Source organism: Rhizobium sp. BK456 (assembly GCF_014194045.1).
GTDB lineage: Bacteria > Pseudomonadota > Alphaproteobacteria > Rhizobiales > Rhizobiaceae > Rhizobium > Rhizobium redzepovicii.
This window is the reverse complement of the sequence record NZ_JACIAO010000005.1, coordinates 392,315-410,733: the sequence shown is the minus strand read 5'-3', so window position 1 is coordinate 410,733 and position 18,419 is coordinate 392,315. Positions and strand designations below refer to the sequence as shown.

General features: G+C 62.6%; 11 protein-coding genes and 1 pseudogene. 6 read left to right on the top strand and 6 right to left on the bottom strand.

What is annotated here, in order from left to right:
* Nucleotides 1-145: 145 nt before the first annotated feature.
* Nucleotides 146-2,226, bottom strand: a pseudogene (gene pbpC / locus FHX03_RS17305) (penicillin-binding protein 1C).
* A complete protein-coding gene (locus tag FHX03_RS17300) occupies nt 2,223-7,691 on the bottom strand; it encodes an alpha-2-macroglobulin family protein (RefSeq protein WP_183854724.1) in 5,469 nt (1,822 codons plus the stop codon). The pseudogene pbpC and the gene FHX03_RS17300 overlap by 4 nt, the downstream one beginning before the upstream one ends.
* Nucleotides 7,692-7,890: 199 nt before the next feature.
* Between FHX03_RS17300 and msrA the strand changes: the two genes are divergently transcribed.
* The 4 genes from msrA to FHX03_RS17280 all read left to right on the top strand — a co-directional run bounded on the left by msrA (nt 7,891) and on the right by FHX03_RS17280 (nt 12,030).
* On the top strand, nt 7,891-8,592 hold the full coding sequence (gene msrA / locus FHX03_RS17295) for a peptide-methionine (S)-S-oxide reductase MsrA (RefSeq protein ID WP_183854722.1): 702 nt from the start codon (nt 7,891-7,893) through the stop codon (nt 8,590-8,592).
* 663 nt (nt 8,593-9,255) lie between these two features.
* Nucleotides 9,256-9,702: a hypothetical protein gene (locus FHX03_RS17290; RefSeq protein WP_097625660.1), complete on the top strand. Its 447-nt coding sequence runs from the start codon at nt 9,256-9,258 to the stop codon at nt 9,700-9,702.
* The gene (locus tag FHX03_RS17285) at nt 9,703-10,929 is read left to right on the top strand and encodes an HlyD family secretion protein (RefSeq protein ID WP_183777861.1); all 1,227 of its coding nucleotides are present in this window, start codon (nt 9,703-9,705) and stop codon (nt 10,927-10,929) included.
* Between the two features lie 660 nt (nt 10,930-11,589).
* The gene (locus tag FHX03_RS17280; RefSeq protein WP_183777862.1) at nt 11,590-12,030 is read left to right on the top strand and encodes a response regulator; all 441 of its coding nucleotides are present in this window, start codon (nt 11,590-11,592) and stop codon (nt 12,028-12,030) included.
* 23 nt (nt 12,031-12,053) lie between these two features.
* On the opposite strand, the gene FHX03_RS17275 is transcribed toward FHX03_RS17280, so the two are convergent.
* Entirely contained in the window at nt 12,054-12,791 is a 738-nt protein-coding gene (locus FHX03_RS17275) for a TetR/AcrR family transcriptional regulator (RefSeq protein ID WP_183777863.1), read from the bottom strand.
* A 170-nt stretch (nt 12,792-12,961) separates the two neighbouring features.
* Here FHX03_RS17275 and FHX03_RS17270 point away from each other — a divergent pair, with 170 nt between their 5' ends.
* Nucleotides 12,962-14,161: a multidrug effflux MFS transporter gene (locus FHX03_RS17270; protein ID WP_183777864.1), complete on the top strand. Its 1,200-nt coding sequence runs from the start codon at nt 12,962-12,964 to the stop codon at nt 14,159-14,161.
* Nucleotides 14,162-14,301: 140 nt separating this feature from the next.
* On the top strand, nt 14,302-15,594 hold the full coding sequence (locus FHX03_RS17265; protein ID WP_097625655.1) for an MFS transporter: 1,293 nt from the start codon (nt 14,302-14,304) through the stop codon (nt 15,592-15,594).
* Between the two features lie 6 nt (nt 15,595-15,600).
* Here FHX03_RS17265 and FHX03_RS17260 read toward each other — a convergent pair whose 3' ends face one another.
* The 3 genes from FHX03_RS17260 to FHX03_RS17250 all read right to left on the bottom strand — a co-directional run bounded on the left by FHX03_RS17260 (nt 15,601) and on the right by FHX03_RS17250 (nt 18,349).
* Nucleotides 15,601-16,638: a LacI family DNA-binding transcriptional regulator gene (locus FHX03_RS17260; RefSeq protein WP_183777865.1), complete on the bottom strand. Its 1,038-nt coding sequence runs from the start codon at nt 16,636-16,638 to the stop codon at nt 15,601-15,603.
* Nucleotides 16,639-16,840: 202 nt separating this feature from the next.
* Nucleotides 16,841-17,881 carry a LacI family DNA-binding transcriptional regulator gene (locus FHX03_RS17255; RefSeq protein WP_183777866.1) on the bottom strand — a complete coding sequence of 347 codons (1,041 nt, stop codon included), beginning with the start codon at nt 17,879-17,881 and terminating at the stop codon, nt 16,841-16,843.
* A 150-nt stretch (nt 17,882-18,031) separates the two neighbouring features.
* Entirely contained in the window at nt 18,032-18,349 is a 318-nt protein-coding gene (locus FHX03_RS17250) for a hypothetical protein (protein ID WP_097625652.1), read from the bottom strand.
* Nucleotides 18,350-18,419 lie beyond the last annotated feature (70 nt).

The window sequence follows — 18,419 nt, the reverse complement described above, 5'->3', positions numbered from 1 at the left end:
GAGGGAGACCTTTTCCAACGGTTGTACCGGGGGTTTGGTTCCCTTACAGCGCCGCGCGTCTTTTGAGACGCGCAAAGGACGCTGTAACATTTTTGAATCTACGCATCGTGCTTTCCGAAAAGCGATTCCGATTTTCGGGCCGATGCTAGTCGATGAAAACGCCCACGCTTGCGGCGCGTCCGGCCGAGTCGATAACGGTCAGTTTCGAGTAGCCGCCGCCATCCGGAAGCCACTGCTGCGTGCGCCGGCGCGAGAGATCGGGCAGCGGCATGCCGTTGGCAAGCCAACGGAAGGGGGCGCGGCCGCCCTGCAGCTTCAGCATCAGCGGCGACAGGTCGCCTGCGCCTGCGCCGAGATCGATATGAGCACCCTCGGGCGGATAGACGATCTGAGGCGCGGCTTCGCGGCCGGAGGCGACAAGCAGGCCGCTGGCATTCAGCGCAAACCGCCGCTGGCTGATTGGCAGCTCGGACTGGGCGATGCGCACGGCGCCGGCGGGCGGTCGGGGCAGCGGCGTTGTCGCGATGCCGGACTTGGCGAAACCTTCGAACAGGATGGGTGCGGCGGTGCCATAGCCGGTCAAACCAGGCACGGCGCTGTTGTCGGGCCGTCCGACCCAGACGCCGAGGACATAACGTCCGTCATAGCCGACCGACCAGGCGTCGCGATAGCCGTAGCTGGTGCCGGTCTTGTAGGCGATGCCGCGCTGCGGCGCGCCGGTGGGGGGAATGACGCCGGAAAGAATATCGGCGATATTCCAGACCGCCACCGGCTCCAAAAGCGGTTCGCCGTCGAGCTTATCAGGCGTTCCGGTGATGCCGTCGCCGAGCCTTGCCGGCTGGCCGCGATTGGCGAGCGCCGTATAGAGCTGCACCAGATCCTTCAGCGTGAGCCCAACGCCACCAAGACCGATCGCCAGCCCCGGCGTCTCGTTCGGCGGCAAAGCCGGCCGCACCTCGGCGCGGCGGAAGCGCACCAGCAGCCGCGACGGTCCGACGGCGTCGAGCAGTTTGACGGCCGGCACATTCAAGGAGAGCTGCAAGGCCTCGCGGACGGTGACGTCGCCTTGATAGCTCATGTCGAAATTGCGCGGCCGGTAACCGAAGAAATCGGCCGGCCGGTCCTCGATGATCGTCTCCTGAGAGACGAGACCCTGCTCGAAGGCGAGCCCGTAGATGAAGGGCTTCAGCGTCGAGCCGGGCGAGCGGTTGACGCGCGTCATGTCGATCCAACCGGAGCGGCTGGCGTCGAAATAATCGGCGGAGCCGACCTCGCCGACGATCGCGCCGGTCTGGGCATCCGCCATCACCATGGCGAGCGAAAGCTTCGGCCCGAGTTTCATCGCCGCTGCCCGGGCGACCGCCTCCAGCCCCTGCTGCACCTGCTTCTTCAAGGTCGTCTGATGCTTGAGGACCGAAGGCTCCTTGCGCAGAGCCGCTTCGCCGACATGGGCGGCCAGTGCCGGCAATTGCATGCGCCGCGACGGGATGGCGACAACCTCGGCCCGCGCCGCTTCGCCGTCGCCGACGGCCTCAGCCACGGCGACGCGCTCAAGCACGCGCTTGCGCGCCTCATGCGCCGCCTGGAGATTGCGGTCCGGCCGGCGCCGTTCGGGCAATTGCGGCAAGGCGACGAGCAGGGCGGCCTCGGCGACGGTCAGGCGCCGCGGCTCCTTGCCGAAATAGGCAAGGCTTGCGGCGCGCACGCCTTCGAGATTGCCGCCATAGGGCGCATGGGTGAGATAGAGGTCGAGGATCTGCTCCTTCGACAGCCGCCGCTCGATCTGCACGGCGCGTGCGAGCTGCAGCAGTTTTGCCGAAAGCGAACGTCCCGCCCGCGGCTCAATGAGCCGCGCCACCTGCATCGACAGTGTCGAAGCGCCGGAAACGATGCGGCCGTTGCGGATGAATTGCAGGCTCGCGCGCCCAAGCGCCCAGGCGTCGACGCCGCCGTGATCGTAAAAACGCTGGTCTTCATAGGCGATCAGCATGCGCAGGAATTGCGGATCGACGTCGGCGACTCCAGTCTTCAGCCGCCAGCGGCCTTCCGAGGTCGCGAAGGCGCGCAGCAATTGGCCGTCGGCATCCAGCACCTCGGCGGAGACCAGGTTCGCCTTATCGAGCGGCGGCGGAAAGGCCGTGTCGGCGGCGTCGAGCGCGAAGAGGGCCGCGCCGGCAAGAAGATGCCGGCGGCGGACCCGATCGCGATCTTGCGCCACAGCCTCATTGTTGTGCTGCCACGACCTCCATCTTGCCGGTCGCGGTACGGGCCGAAAGCTCCGGCCGGTACATGTCCTCGACGCTGGCGGCCGGATGGTCGTAGGTGCCCGGGGTGACGGCGCGCACGACATAGGCGACGTTGAATTCGCGCTCGTCGCCCTGGGCGCGGTTGAAGGCAGCGACGAAGCGGTCGTAACGGAATTCGGTATGGGCGGCCGCTATCTCGCCGATCCAATCGAAATTCGTCATCTGGGCGCTATCGACCAGGTTCGGATTGTCGATCTCGAAACCGGCCGGCAGAAGGTCGGTGACGACGATGCGCGACGGCCAGTCGTTGGTCTCGCGCACATGGATGACGACGACGTAGCGTTCGTTCTGCCTGGCCTCGCTGACATTCGCCTCTTCGCCGTCGAGCGTGTAATAGCTGCGCTCGATAATGAAGCCGTCGCCGCCGGCCGGCAGAGGCACGGTCGGGGCGGCTACGGTGGTGACGACAGCCGAGACCGCGTCGCTCGTCTGGTTGGTCAGCGTCAGCGGATGGTCGGCGAGTGCATCGCCGCTCATGCGGGCCATATAGGCGCCGGTATGGGCGGCGCCGTTGACGTCGACCTTCAACCCGTCATCGCCGCCCTGAATGGCGCGTGCGGCAAGCAGCATCCAGGTCTCTTCCTGGGTGCTCTTGTATTTGCTGCGACCCCATTCCTTGGCGACGGCCTTGGCAAGATCCGGGATGACGGGCGGCACCGGCCGGCTTTCCGCAGCGAGCGCCAGGATCGCCGCGCCATCGCGCAGGATGGTGCCGTAGTCGGTGCGCGACAGGTTCACACGCGACACCATCGATTGCTGCGACATCTGCAGCGCGTCGACGAAGATGTTCTTCGAACGCTGGGCGTCGCCGTAGAGCGCCAGTGCGGCGGCGATATGCGCCTTGGCAAGCGGCGTCGGGAAATCATTGATCATCGTATCGGCGTAGTAACGCAGATCGCTGATCGCCGCCTTCTTGTTGCGGGCAAGCACATAGATGGCATAGGCGATCTGGTCGCCCTGGCCTTTGATGTCGGTGGTGTAGGAGAGGGTGTTCTGCAGGTTTTCGAGCGCCTGCACGAAGGCTTTCTCCGGCACGTCATATTTCATTTCGCGGGCCCGCGTCAGGAAATCGGTGACGTAGGAATCGAGCCAGACGTCGCCCGAATCCGGTCCCCAGAGGCCGAAGCTGCCGGCCGAAGCCTGGTAGGAGAGGACGCGGTAGACCGCGTCCTGCACGCGCTTGTGCACATCGTCGTCATTTTCAATGCCGGCCTGCTTGGCCACTTCGGCGAGATAGAGCAGCGGCAGCGCCCGGCTGGTGGTCTGCTCGGCGCAGCCGAGGGGATAGCGATCGAGCGTCATCAGCAGGGCGGGAATGTCGAAGGCGGCCGAACGGGTGACGTTGACGCTGATCGAGGCGCCGGGCAGCACGCTGTCGGCAAGCAGGTTCTTGTCGACGGTGAGCTTGGCGCCGGGTTTCAGCGCCAGTACCCTGCGTTCGGTGATCGGCAGGGATGACGGGCGCACGGGCACGTCGACGGTCTGGTCGAGCGAGAGGCCGGAGGCGTCGGAGAGGTTGATCGAGACGCTGCCGGCGCCCGGCTGTTTGCCGATGAGCGGCAGCGTCAGCTCGGATTTCGCCCCGGCTTCGAGACGAATCGTCTGGGCGGCGGAGGCCTGGTCGATGCCGACCGCGTCATTGCCGGTCAGCTGCAGCTTGTAGTCGCCGGCCGGTGCATCGGTGTTGGCGATGTCGAGGCGCAGATTGGCCTTGTCGCCGGGGGCGAGGAATTTCGGCAGGCTCGCGGTGACGACGATGGGATCGCGGATGATAACGTCCTTGACGCCGTGGCCGACACCGGTCTTCGACCATGCCACAGCCATCACTCGCGCCGTGCCGTTGAATTGCGGAATGTCGAAGGAGACATTGGCCTTGCCTTCGGCGTCGAGCTTCACCGGTCCGGAGAAGAAGGCGACGAGTTTCTGCGTCGGCGGGCTCGCCTGCAGCGCAATGGCGCCGCCGTCGCCGCCGGTTCTAAGCTTGCCGGTCGCACCCAGCGAGCCGTCGATCAGCCGGCCATAGAGGTCGCGGATTTCCAGGCCGAGTTGACGCTGGCCGAAATACCAATCCTCCGGGTTCGGCGGTTCATAGCGCGTCAGGTTGAGAATGCCGACATCGACGGCGGCAACCGTGACATAGGCATCTTCATTGGCGCCGGCGCCCGCCACCTGCAGGCCGATGTTGAGCGGTCCGCGCGGCAGCATTTTTTCCGGCGTGTCGAGCTTGACCTGCAGCGCCCGCTGCTCGGGATCGACCTTCAGCCATTTGATGCCGATCGAACGCATCGGCATGTGGCTGTCCTGGGCGTCGCCGGGGCGGAAGAGCGTCGCGGTCACATAGGCGCCGGCCCCCCAATCCGCGGTGACGGGGATGTCGACCTCGCCGCCGGTCTCGCCCATCGTCGCATTTTGCACCGCGACCAGTTTTTCGGTTCCGGCCATGACCATCAGCTCACCGCGATAGCGCGAGGTGACTTTCAGCTTGGCGGTGTCGCCGATCTTGTAGCTGTCCTTGTCGAGGGCGATTTCCAGCCCGTCCGGTGTTTCGGTCGAGGTCGAGGCCACGAACCAGCCGGCGTCGAATTCGACGCTGGAGGTCGGGCCGTCGGCATCCGGGCTTTCCACTTCGAGGCGATAGCGGCCCCATTTCACCGGCACGGAGATCTTGCCGCCGTCCGTCGTCGCGTCGACGCCGCCATTGGCGATCTGCTCGGCGGTATAGACCGGCTCGTATTTCCATGCCGTCCCCTCGCGATACCATTGGTACTCGCGGTTGAGGCTGTAGAATTTCCAGCGCAGGCCTTTGGCCTCCTGCTTCTGTCCGTCGGCATTGACGCCGATCACCGTGAAGTTGGCGATCGAATTCTCGGGCAGATCGCTGGAAAATTCCGGCTTGATGCCGATCGAAGCGCGCTCATTCTTCACCGGAAGGGTCAGCGAACGCTCGATGGCGCGGCCGCCAGCCTCCTGCATGCTGATATAGACGGTGGCGTTGAGCAGCTGCGTCGTTGCCGGCAGGTCGCCGACGGTCAGATCGGTCGAGGCTTCGCCGTTCTCGTCGAGTTCCGGCAGGCCGTCGATCGGCAGGCGCGAATCCTCGCTCGCCTCCTCGTCGGCAAGCCCGAAGAGGAAGCCCTTGTAGGCGGCGCTCTCGCGGGTCGGCTTGACGACGACATTGCCTTCAAGCGTCAGGCCGGCGGCCGGGGCGCCATAGAGATATTTGCCGGAAATATTGATCGTCGCCGGCGTATCCGGGCCGATTTCCTGAGCCTCGGTCTTGATTTCCATGTCGGTGCGATCCGGCACGAAATCGTCGACCAGGAAACTCTTGCTGGCGATCGCGCTGCCCTTGGGATCGGTATAGATGTTCATCGTCCAGGTGCCGCGCATGGCATTTTCCTGGGTCGGGAAATCGATGCTGTAACCACCGAGATTGCTGGTCTGGCTGACGATCCGCCGGTCTTCGACCCCGTCGGGTCGGCTGAAGATGAAGGTGAGCGGCAGGTTCTCGATGGCGTTGCCGTCGGTGTCGCGGGCCAGCGCCTGCGCATGCACCGTCTCGCCGGCGCGGTAGATGCCGCGTTCGGTGAAGGTCAGGACGTCGATCGCGCCGGGTGCGGCGCGGCCGGTGACGCCGCGGTCGGAGAGGTCGAAGCCGGCCCGCGTCATGTCGAGGAAGACGTAGTCCGAGGTGCCGTTCTTGGCGGTTATGACGGCGGGCGTCAGCGCCGCCGTGCCGCGGATCAGGCCGGCGGTGAAGGTGGCGCGGCCGTTTTCGTCTGTGGTCGCGGTGCCGAGCACTTCGTTGTTCTTGGCGAGCAGCTGCAGCTCGACGCCCGATATCGGCTTTGCCGATGCGAGCGAACGGGTAAAGACATTGAGCCCGTCGGTACCGGCATAGGTGGTGATGCCGATATCGGAAACAAGGAACCACTGCGTCGCCTGTGAATCCCACTCCTGCGTCGGTCCGTTCGGGCCGGTTGCCGTCATGACGTAGATACCGGGCTTGCGCTCGGGCAGCGCCTCGTCGACCGGGAAGCTGGTGACGATATCCTTGTTGAGCTCGTTGGCGATGTCGATCGAACCCTGCCAGACGAGTTCGCCGTTCTGATCCTGGATGTTCTGGGCGCTGTAGCCGTCGAGCTGGCTCAGGAACTGCGAATTGGTCAGCAGCGGCGCGATGGCGCGATCGCCGATGCGGTAGAGCTTGAGGTTGGCCGAGGCCAGGTTGACCGAGACGATCGGAATGCCGCGGCGTGCCGTCGAGGGCAGCACGAAGCTGTCGCCGGTGAAGCGCACCATCTGGCTGCGGTCCTTGATATAGACGTCGATGCTGACCGGTGCTTCGAGCGCCTCATCGACGGATGACGGCAAGCCGGTGCGGAAGGCGATCTTGTAGGTCTCGCCATGGGTCAGCCCCTCGACGCAAATCTGCTTGTCCTTGGTTTCGAGCGCCTTGGGGGCGGCGCCGTTCAGCGTCACGAAGGGCGTGTAGTCGGTGGTCTTGACGAGTGCCTCGGAGAAGGTGACGCAGGCCCGCGGCGTGGCGCTGTCGGCATCGACCGTGTGTTCGGTGATGCGGAATCCTTGCGTCGATTTCAGCTGCAGATAGGCCGCCTGCACATCGTCGGAGGCAACCAGCGCCAGGCTCGCCTTGTAGGCGTCGAGCGCCGGGCGGTAATTGGCGTTTCGGTCCAGGGCGTCGGCGAGGACGGCGAGCGCTTCGGCGCGCTTGGGTTTGGTGCGCGTCAGCTCGTAGCCGTTCAGCGCGTCGAGCACGGCCTGGCCGCTCGTACCGCTCTCGGCGGTGCCGAGCGAAGCTGCGGCGCGGGCGGTTTCGAGCCAAAGATCGGCGTCGTCAGGAGTGATCGACAGCGCGCCATGGAAGGACTTGAGCGCGTCGGCCAGATTGTTGGCGGTGAGGTCGAGACGGGCATTGGCGGTCAGGCTGTCAGCGCCTTGGCCCTGCTGGTCGTCGGTCAGCTCGAGATTGTCCTTGAAGTCGTGGGCCTGCTGGATCAGGTCGTTGGTCAGGAAGGTCAGGCGCGGCGCGGCGCCGAGGTCCGGCTCCTTCTGGGCGGCGGTTTCGACGATCTTGCCGGCGATGGCGCCGGGGAAGGCGTTCATCGTCTTGAAATCGGATTTCAGGAAACACCATTTCACCTTGGGATTGTAGGTGAAGGCCTTGCAGCTCTTATCGCCGATGCAGGAGGTCTTGCACTGATCGAGCGAGACGTTCTGCTCGGTGCGAAGATCGAAGCCGAAGAAATCGGCGTCCTTGATCGTCTGGATGTCGCGCTTGGTGTCCGCAGCGGCTGCGGGAAAACTGACGGCGATCATGGAAAATGCGATTGTCGCGAAAGCGAAGAACGAGCGCACGGACATAAGGTTCCCCCCGGAAATGCAGGCTCTAACCGGCGGCACTCTCCTCACTCCTCACGGGATTGTCAACTCAGGTTGTAGGCTGTTTCAACTTCACACAGGCGCTTTCGTCTGGCTGTCACATCGGCGTGAGTGATCGCCTTGTGATTTGCGGCCTCTCAAGGAATAGGCAAGGATTTGGACCATCGCAGGGAGTAGCACCATGTCCCTGTCTTATCGCCGCCGGAGCCTTGCCGCGCTCCTGGCCGCCACGATTTTCTCAATCGCTGCGGGTGTTGCAAGCGCGGCCGAAGACGCTGTCGTCATCCCGCCGCCCGATGTCGACGAGGCAGCCGGACCGGGCACCGAGACCGCCATTTTCGCCGGTGGCTGTTTCTGGGGTGTCCAGGGCGTTTTCCAGCACGTCAAAGGCGTCAAGAGCGCCGTCTCCGGTTATGCCGGCGGCAAGGCCGGAACGGCACAGTATGAAACCGTCAGCACCGGCTCGACAGGTCACGCCGAATCCGTCGAGGTAACGTTCGATCCGAGCAAGGTCAGCTACGGCAAGCTGCTGCAGATCTTCTTCTCGGTGGCGCACAACCCGACGCAGCTGAATTTCCAGGGGCCGGATCAGGGAACGCAGTACCGCTCTGCGCTGTTCGTCGCCGGTCCCGAGCAGCGCAAGGTCGCCGAGCGCTATATCGGTCAGCTCGATAAGGCCCATGTCTTCGCCCAGCCGATCGTCACCAAAGTATCCGAAGCCACCGGCTTTTATCCGGCCGAAGCCTATCATCAGGATTTCCTGACGCTCAATCCGACCTATCCCTATATCGTCTACAATGACCTCCCGAAAATCGAGAACTTGAAGTCGCTGTTTCCGGCCGACTACCGCAGCCAACCGGTGCTCGTGAAGGCCAAGGGCTGATTGACACGACCGCTTATAGCCCAGCGTTGGCCGGAGCGGCGGCCGCGGATTTCCAACTGCGCATTGGCGGCCCAGCGATTCAAAGTGAATCGCCGCCGTCCCGTGCGGCAATGGATGCGAACGGTGCGGTTGAGAAAGGGAAACTGTAGGGTTCAGCGCCGTTACGGCCGCTCTGGCGCCGACGGCATAAGGAACCGTCGTCCCCACTTTGCGACCAATAACGTGATCATGATCGGCGGGTTGCTAATTCCCTATCCGTGAGGGCATTGAGCAGGAAATCAGGTCACATTCCAACGAACTCCCGGTTGTCGGTGCCTCGTCGGCGCTCCCATCCCCCTGGGGACAGTCATCGTGAACCCGTATAATACAGTAACATACTCCACAACCCCGCCAACGTCTCCCTACATCAGAGAAGCAAACGTGTCTGTGTCGTGGCCTTGGGAGTGAAACGTGGACGAAGACGTGGCCGCTGCTACGCGGCAGTTTCGGGCACATGGACTTTTCGGAAGCAAAACCCGAGTTCGCGAGGTGGGAGGCCTCGATAGATCCGACGCGTGGTGAGCGCCGTAGGATGTACGAAGAGTTGGTCGCGGCACTGGCAAAAGAAATCGAAGACGCTCTCGACGACGGCGCATTTCACTCTTTTTCTCTTAGGTGGTAGCAATGGAGCAATCAGTTCATCCAGCGGCAATCGAGCACCTGCCGATTTTCATCACTCCGCCCGGACAGACGGACTACCTTTTCGTTGTCGTCGTTGTCTTTCTGCTGGTGGCCGTGCTCGCAGTTGGAAATCTGTACTTCCAATTGCACGCCCTTCCCGAACGCAGAGCCCACCGTACGAACAAGGTGCAGATGGAGATCGTGGCCGTCCTGGCGCTCATCTCACTGTTCACCCACAACCATCTTTTCTGGATTGCCGGGCTGCTTTTGGCCTTCATTCAGATTCCCGACTTCTCCACGCCGCTTTACTCAATCGCCCAGTCCCTCGGCAAACTCTCCGGCCGCCAGGCTGAAACGACAGGCGATCCTGCTCTGATAGTGGAAGATACTGGGGAAGCAGAGCCAATACCGTCACCGTCCAAGACCAGCGTACACGGAGAGGATATCTGAATGTTTGAGTTGCTTCTCTGCTCCATACTGACGATCCTCCCCGACTATCTGTTCCGGCGCTACGGTCAGGGAAAGCGGATCGGCCGCGACATCACGCTTTATACGGTGTGGTACGAACTCCGGTGGGGTATCACCGCCTGCCTTCTTCTGACCGTTTCGCTGATCACGATGATTTTCTACTTCCATCCGTCAGCCCGGACTGCCACCGCGATATTCCGAACCGTCACGATCATGCCGGAGGCAACCGGACGTGTAGAGGAAGTTTTCATCGGGCTGAACCAGAAGGTCGAGGCCGGATCGCCACTGTTCAGGCTCGATAATTCCGAACAGCAGGCAGCGCTGGAGACGGCCCGTCGGCGCGTCGCAGAAGTCGAGGCTGGAATAAAGGTGACCCAGACCGAGCTTATAGGGGTCGATGGCCAGATCAAAGAGGCGCAAGGTGCCTACCAGACGGCGGTCGACGAATACGAGATGAAGGCGCAGCTCCTGACGAACAACGCTGTCGCCAGGCGCGAGGTCGAACGCCTGGCAACGACGATCGACGGCCGCAAGGGAGCGCTGGATGCGACGGTCGCGAAAAAGCTGACCCTGGAGACACAGATCGCCGTGCAGTTGCCGGCTCAAAGAGCAAGCGCCGAAGCGGCCCTGGCGCAGGCGCAGGTCGAACTCGACAAGACCATCGTAAGGGCCGGCGTCGCGGGTACTGTGCAACAGTTTACGCTGCGTCGCGGGGACGTCGTCAATGCAATGTTGCGTCCTGCCGGGATCCTTGTGCCAGAAGGCGCTGGACAAAGCACGCTGATCGCCGGCTTCGGCCAGATCGAAGCGCAGGTTATGAAAAAGGGGATGATCGCCGAAGCAACCTGCATCGGAAAGCCGTTTACGATCATTCCGATGGTCGTGACCGACGTGCAGGAAGTTATCGCGGCCGGACAATTGCGCGCGACGGATCAACTCATCGACGTTCAGCAGACGGCGCAGCCTGGCACCCTGACGGTCTTTCTGCAGCCACTTTATCCGGGAGGGCTCGATGGCGTGCCGCCTGGAAGCAGTTGCATCGCCAACGCCTATACCAACAATCACGACGCGCTCGCCGATCCAAACATTGGTACGGTTAGGTGGTTTGCCCTGCATATGGTCGACGCCGTTGGACTTGTACATGCGATGATTCTGCGAATTCAAGCGCTGCTCCTGCCGGTTCAGACGCTCGTTCTGTCGGGTCATTGAACGCAGACCAATACGGGGATCGTTTCATCGACGACTTCAAGAAGAGACTTGGTGTGGGCGACTCGTCGGGCAGACGGATCACTGTCGTCCGTTCGGTTGTCAATCCAAAAACGTCGGCGGCGTCCTGCGCAAAGCCAACAAGAGGAACGAACGAAAGGATGGCCACAAGAAGGAAAACCGGAACGGGAAGTGCATGTGCGGACTGGCGTTGAGGGAGGCGGACCGACATGCGCCGAAAAACTTGCTCGGCGGCCATGCAATTACGTGTATTAGAACACCACAGCGCGCATTCTTCGAAACAACATGACCCCTTCTCCGCAGGAGACTGGAGGTTCGAAATACGCCCCGAGGGCTTAAGACTACCAAAGAATTGGTATCCACCCGGCAATGCGCTTCAGATTCTGACCCCACATGGGAGAAATAATTATATCGTCCTTGTCACGCTCCCATCGAGCCGGCTGGCGTGAGATTGAGCACGATTCAGTTTTTCCCCAGCCAATTTAAGAATTTATCAACGTTAACAATACTTTAATTCCAACGAATCACGTTCCGCCGCGGAACATATTGTGGAATTGCCCGTTACCACCGTGAGTTTCGCGCGGGATAGGCTCCCGCAGCGGATCCCTCTTTAGAAGTATGGGCGTAACAAGGGGACGTATCATGGCCACCAATGTCGTGCGGCACTGGCAACGAGATGATCTCATGAAGCAGAGAGTATTGATCGTCGAAGATGAATTCCTGATCGCCCTGGATCTCGGGGCGACCGTCGAAGGCATGGGGATGCAGGTGGCGGGACTTGCGAGCGATCGCGAGCAGGCGCTGCGGCTGGCGCCGCTTGCCGATATCGCCTTCGTCGACGTCAATCTCGCCGACGGCCCGACCGGGCCGGAGATCGGCCGGCGGCTGGCGCAAGAGCACGGCATTGCAGTGGTCTTCATGACCGGCAATCCGGAAGTTATCGCCGATGGCGTCAAAGGCGCGGTCGGCGTTGTGCAGAAGCCGGTCATGCCTTCTGTCGTTCAGCAGCTGGTGAATTATCTTGCCGCACGCCGCGTCGGCATGTTCGCGGTCGTGCCCTCGCAAATGACGGTCTTTGCCTGATCAGGAGGCTGACCGAGACCCGGTCAGCCGGCTATGGCTGCAAGCTCCGGCGGCCGGCCGGCAACATCCGCGGGCCTGCCATAGGCCTTGAGAAACGTACGGACGGCATTGCGTGCCGCCCCTTCCAGTTCTTCATCGCTGGGTGTTTCGCCGAAAAGCGTCATCATCTGCAGGTCGGCATTGCCGAGCGCCACGAACTGCCGGGCGGCGACGTCGAAATCGTCGATGACGAGCGCGCCCTTATGAGCGAGCCGTGCGAGAAGCGCGGAGAGGGCAGTGGTCAGCTTGCCTGGGCCCTGCTGGCGCCAGCTTTCGAACAGGTGCGGATAGCGCTCACCTTCCGTCTGCACCAGCTTGCGCAGGAATTTTCCGTCGTGATTGCAGATGCAGTTCTTGTTGAGGCGTACGGCAAAGGCGGTGAGCCCGTCCTCCAGATTGTCGGCCTTTTCAGGGAAGCTCGACAGCACGGAGAATAGCATGGCGTTGGCGCGGGTCATGACGTCCTCGACGACGGCGACGAACAGCGTCTCTTTTTCACGGTAGTGATTGTAGATCGTCTGGCGGGAGACGCAGGCGACGGCGGCGATCTCGTCAATGCTGGCGCCGGCAAAACCCTGGCGGCAGAAGACGTCGGCGGCGGCATCGAGGATCGACATGCGCTTGGCGCATTGCCCGCGCTGCGTATGCCCACCCATCCGGATTGCCGGTGTCATGCGATCTTTCATGACAAAGAAGATAAGGCGTCTTGACGTTTTAGACAATGGCGTCTAATTTTACATCCGTGTCCAAATTTATTGACGCGTCTGTTTCAACAGAAGATATGAGCTACCGCCTCCGTCTTCGCGAGAACGATCATCATTGAACCCCTTAAGAGCACTGCGGCGGAGCGACGGTCCGGCGCCTTCGCCGCGCTTTACGAAAGATCACCCTTATGACGGCTTCCTTCTTTCGCATGGCCCTCATTCTCGGCCTTCTCTCGGCCATCGGGCCTTTCGCCATCGACATGTATCTTCCCGCGCTGCCCTCCATCGGCCAGGACCTGCATGCCGATAACAACGTCACCCAGCTGACACTTCTCGCTTTCTTCATCTCCTTTGCGCTTGCTCAGCTCGTCTACGGGCCGCTGTCGGATATGTGGGGCCGCAAGCTGCCGCTCTATCTCGGCATCGGCGTCTTCGCCGTGGCCTCGATCGGCTGCGCGCTCTCGACCGACATCGAAACGCTGATCGCCTTCCGCTTCATCCAGGGCATCGGCGGCGCTGCCGGCATGGTCATTCCCCGCGCCATCGTCCGCGACATGCATACCGGCGTGCAGGCCGCGCGGCTGATGTCGCTGCTGATGCTGGTCTTTTCGATTTCGCCGATCCTGGCGCCGCTGACCGGCAGTGCCGTCATCGAATTCTACGGCTGGCGCGGCGTGTTCTGGGCGGTGACGATTGCCGCCTTCATCGGCCTTGTCTTGCTCGCCACCCAGCTTGAGGAAACCCGGCCGGCCAAGGAGCGCAGCGGCAGCGGCCTCAAGAGCGCCATGACGGCCTACCGGCTGCTGCTTTCCGATCGCAATTTTCTGACGCTGACCTTCATCGGTGGCCTCGGCATTTCGAGCTTCCTCGTCTATCTCGCCAACTCGCCCTTCGTGCTGATCCAGCACTACGGGCTGACGCCGACGCAATACAGCTTCGCCTTCTCGATCAACGCCGTCTCCTTCTTTGCGGTGTCGCAGGCGACCGGCTGGCTCGGCGAGCGTTTCGGCCTGGTGCGCGTCATGCGGATCGCGGTCAGCGCCTTCGCGCTTGCCATGGTCGTCATGGCCGTGGTGATGGCGGCGGGCTTCAACCAGCTGCCGGTCATGGCGAGCTTCCTGTTCATCGGCTACGGCTTTCTCGGCCTCGTCATTCCGACGAGCGCCGTGCTCGCCCTCGAGGATCACGGGGCCATCGCCGGCACTGCCTCGTCGCTGATGGGCACGCTGCATTTCGTCATCTCCGCCGTTGCCATGGTGATATCGAGCCTGTTCTTCGACGGCACCGCCGTTCCGATGGCCGCCGGCATCGCCGTCTGCGCCTTCGCAGCCTTCGTGCTGACCCAGGCAACGATCGGCCGCCGTGCCGCGGTTGCCGCCGCCGAATGATCAGGACAGGCCGCATCCGGGTTTCGGGTGCGGCCACCAATCAGGGTTGCGGCATCGGAGAAAATACCTCGCGCAATTGAATATTGACGGGCGGCGCTATCTACGTTCCGACGTAGCAATGTCATTCCGGAGAATACGCAATGGTCGATGAGAAGCGGCTGATCTCGAAAATCACCTGGAAGCTGATGCCGTTTCTCGGCATCCTTTATCTCATCGCCTATATCGACCGGCAGAATGTCAGCTTCGCCAAGCTGCAGATGGTCGATGCGCTGGGCATGAGCGAATATGCCTACGGCCTCGGCGCTTCGCTGTTCTTCATCGGTTATTTTCTTTTCGAGGTGCCGAGCAACCTCTTCCTCGACCGGCTCGGCGCTCGCGTCTGGTTCGCCCGCATCCTGGTCTCCTGGGGCATCGTCACCGTGGCGCTCGCCTTCACGCAGAACGCGACGATGTTTTATATCCTGCGCTTCCTGCTCGGCGTGTGCGAAGCCGGCTTCTTTCCGGGCGTGCTCTATCTGCTGACGCTGTGGTTTCCTTCGGTGTATCGCGGCAGGATGGTCGGGTTGTTCATGATCTTCAGCGCCATCGCCAATGCCGTCGGCGCACCGCTCGGCGGCGTGCTGCTCGATCTCGACGGTCTCTACGGCTTTGCCGGCTGGGAGTGGGTGTTCCTGGCGACCGGTATTCCCGCTATCATCGCCGGCATCGTCACCTTCTTCTATCTTCCCGGCCGGCCGGAAAATGCGAGCTTCCTGACCGGTGAGGAAAAGGACTGGCTCGAACGCCGGCTCGCCGCGGAAAATGCCGGCATGGGCGAACATGCCGGAAACGGCTTCAAGGCGCTGATCGACCCGCGCGTCCTGCTGATGGCGCTTTGCTATATCGCCTTTCCGCTGTCGGCCTACGGGTTGAGCTATTGGCTGCCGACCATCGTCAAGGCCTTTGGTGTCAGCAACACGGTCAACGGTTTCCTCAACATCATTCCCTGGCTGCTGGTGGCGGTGGCGCTCTATGCCGTGCCGGCCATGGCCGACAAGGCGCAATCGAAGACGCCCTATATCGTCATTCCCGCCTTCATCGGCGCCGCCTGCCTGCTGCTCTCGGCGCTGATCCCGAACCACGCCCTGCAGTTCGCCTTCCTCTGCGTGGCCGCCGCCGGGATCTTCGCGCCGCAGCCGGTGTTCTGGAGCCTGCCCTCGCGCTTCCTGAAAGGTGCGGGGGCCGCCGCTGGCCTTGCCGCCATCAATTCGGTCGGCAATCTCGGCGGTTTCGTCGCCCAGAACGTCGTGCCCTGGATCAAGGATCAGAGCGGCAGCACGATCGCGCCGATGTTCTTCCTGGCCGCCTGCCTTGCCGCCGGCGCCCTCCTGGTCTTCTTCGTCACGCGTCAGCTGTCCAGCCGGGAGCCTCCGGCGGCGCCGAGCCGGGTCTGAGGGGCGTCAGCGCGAAAGCGTGAAAGCATCGCTTTCCCCGGGAACGAGTTCCAGCGGCCAGATCCGGTTGCGGGCGCCCTGCGGATAGTGCTCGGCATAGGCCGGCATGCTGGCGAGCAGCGTTTCGCCGAGCTGGGCGCCGAGATCGCGCAGCGACATGCGGAAGGAGGTCAGCGACGGCTGCAGGAAATGCGTGCGCGGCTCCTCGCGGAAACCGACGACGGCAAGGTCGCGGCCGGGCACGATGCCGGCCTCGGCAAGCCGGCGGTAAAGCCCGATCGCCATCAGCTCGTGGATCAGAATGATCGCCGTCGGCCGATCTTCGATCATCAGCAGTTCGTGGCCTGCCTGATAGCCGCCCTGTTCGCTCGACTTCACGCGGATGACGAGGGCGGGGTCGAAGGCGATACCGTAGCGTTTCAGCGCCTGACGATAACTGTCGAGGAAGATGTAGCCGAGGTTGATGTCGGAGGAGGGGGCTGCCACCGCGATCCGTCGATGGCCTTTTGCGACTAGCCGGTCGACGCCGCGGGCCGCCACACCCTCGAAATCGAGATCCATCCAGGTATAGCTGCCGCCGGACGCGCTGCGGCCGAGCGCCACGAAGGGAATGCGGGCCTTTTCCAGGAGCTCGATGCGCCGGTCGGTGCGCCGCGTCGCCGAGATGATCATTGCGTCGACGAGCCGGCGCGCCACCATGCGCTTCAGATATTCGTGCGGATCCTCGTCATCGGGGCAGGGCAGCATGACCAGATCGAGCTTGTGGCGGGAAAAGACGCTCTGCAGCCCGTCGGTGACGCCGAGGAAGAAGTCGTCACTGTTTTCGACCGTCTCGCGGCTGACTTCGAGCATCAGCCCGATGACGTTGGTCATGCCCTGGCGAAGGCTGCGGCCCGATTGGTTGGCGACATAACCGAGTTCTTCGGCAGCAGCGAGCACGCGCCGGCGCGTTTCGTCATTGACGTCGGGCTTGCCGTTCAGCGCACGCGACACGGTACCGATCGAAATATCGAGATGCTCGGCGAGCTGGCGGATTCCCTTCATCTCTGGCGATCTTCCTCCCATGCAGCGCCTAGAACGGGATGATTTTAGGCCCGGTTGGCCTAAAATCTGAATCCTGTTCTACATTTAAAGAATTAGAGCATGATGTCGCCCGAAAACCGCTCACACTTTTCGGCATCATGCTCTAGCGTCATGACCCTTCTTGCCACAGGATGACCTCGGCGAAAAGCCATGAGGGAAGAGCTTACGGTTGGAAGCTTCGGCGGATGACCAGTTCGGGAATGACGCACTCGTAAGCCGGCGGCGAGTCCGGATTTTCCAGCCGCCGCTCCATCAGCGCGACGGCGCGTTGCGCCATGATCAGCGGGTCCTGGCGGAAGGTGGTCAGCTGATAGCTCAGCCAGGCGGATTCTGGTACGTCGTCGAAACCGATGACGGCGACTTCCTCGGGAATGCGCAATCCTGCTTCCAGGCGCACCACATCCATCAACCCGAAGGCGATCTGGTCGTTGGCGCAGAAGACGGCGTCGGGCTTGATTGTCTGCGAAAACAACGCCCGCCCGGCGGTGACGCCGCCGTCATAATCAGAATCGCCGCCGCGGGCGACGGTGACGGATGCGCCAAGCGTCTCTGCCGTCGCCAGGAAGGCGTTTTCACGCTCGACGATGGCAGGCGTTCCGGAGTTGGAGCCAATGACCGCCAGCCGCCTCCGGCCACTGTCGTAAAAGGCGGTCGCAGCCTTCCGTGAGGCTTCGGTGTTGCCGGCGCGTACATGGTCGGCGTCGGGCTCCGACCGGCCGATGACGACGAGCGGCTGGCCGTTTCGCTGGGCGAGTTCGAGGAAACTTGCCGGCGGCGAGCCGGAGAGGATGATCATCGCCTCGGCGCGGTGACCGATCAGCATCTTCTGGGCGGCAAGCAGCTCCTCTTCCGTCTGGCCGGTGTTGACGAGGATCGGAATGCTGCCGCGGCGGATCAGCGATTTAGCAAGGGCTGCGGCCAGATGCGCGCGAAAACCGACTTCCGGCCGCGTCGCGACGATGCCGACCAGGCGGCTCTGATTGGCAAGTACGCCGCGCGCCAGATCATTGACGTGATAGCCGAGCTCTTCCGCCGCCCGCAGCACCTTTTCCCGCGTTGCCGGCGCAACGCTTGCGCCCGGCGTGAAGGTACGCGACACGGCGGAGCGCGAAACGCCCGCCCGTTGCGCTACCTGCTCGGCGCTGACAAAACGCATGCGCTCTTTTTTTGGCACTTTGCCGTCGTTCGCGGGACCATCATTCATTGGCTCTCAGCTATTGCTCGTCTCTGACAGTTGCATGACAGGCGGTGCGGCGGGCGGAATTTTTGCAGAGAAAAGCCGAGGCTGTGGAAGGCAGCCCCGGCTGAGGGTCGAGCGGTGATGACGAGTTCAACACCGCTTCAGACTTCAGATCTACTCACAGACCCGCACGGTTTCGGCGTGGTAGCCGCCATCATAGCGGTTGCGAACATCGCGGTCTTCATACCAGCACCTCGGCTGGGGCTCGACATAGCGGGGGCTCTCTACGTAACGTGGGCCTTCATCGACGTAGCGAGGGCCACCATTCGCGATTGCGCCGCCGATCAGGCCGCCGACCACTCCTGCGGCGACGCCGCCGGCGATGATGCGGCCGGTATTATCGTGATGGTGGTGGTCACGCGCGGCAGCGGGCTGAATAGCCGATCCAACAAGGGCCGTCGCGATCAACAGGCTGCTAATAATTCTCTTCATAACGCTCTCCTCAGTGGGCACTCGCCCCGGATAAAAGGAAAATGCGGCAGCAAGGCGTTTGTTCGTTCAA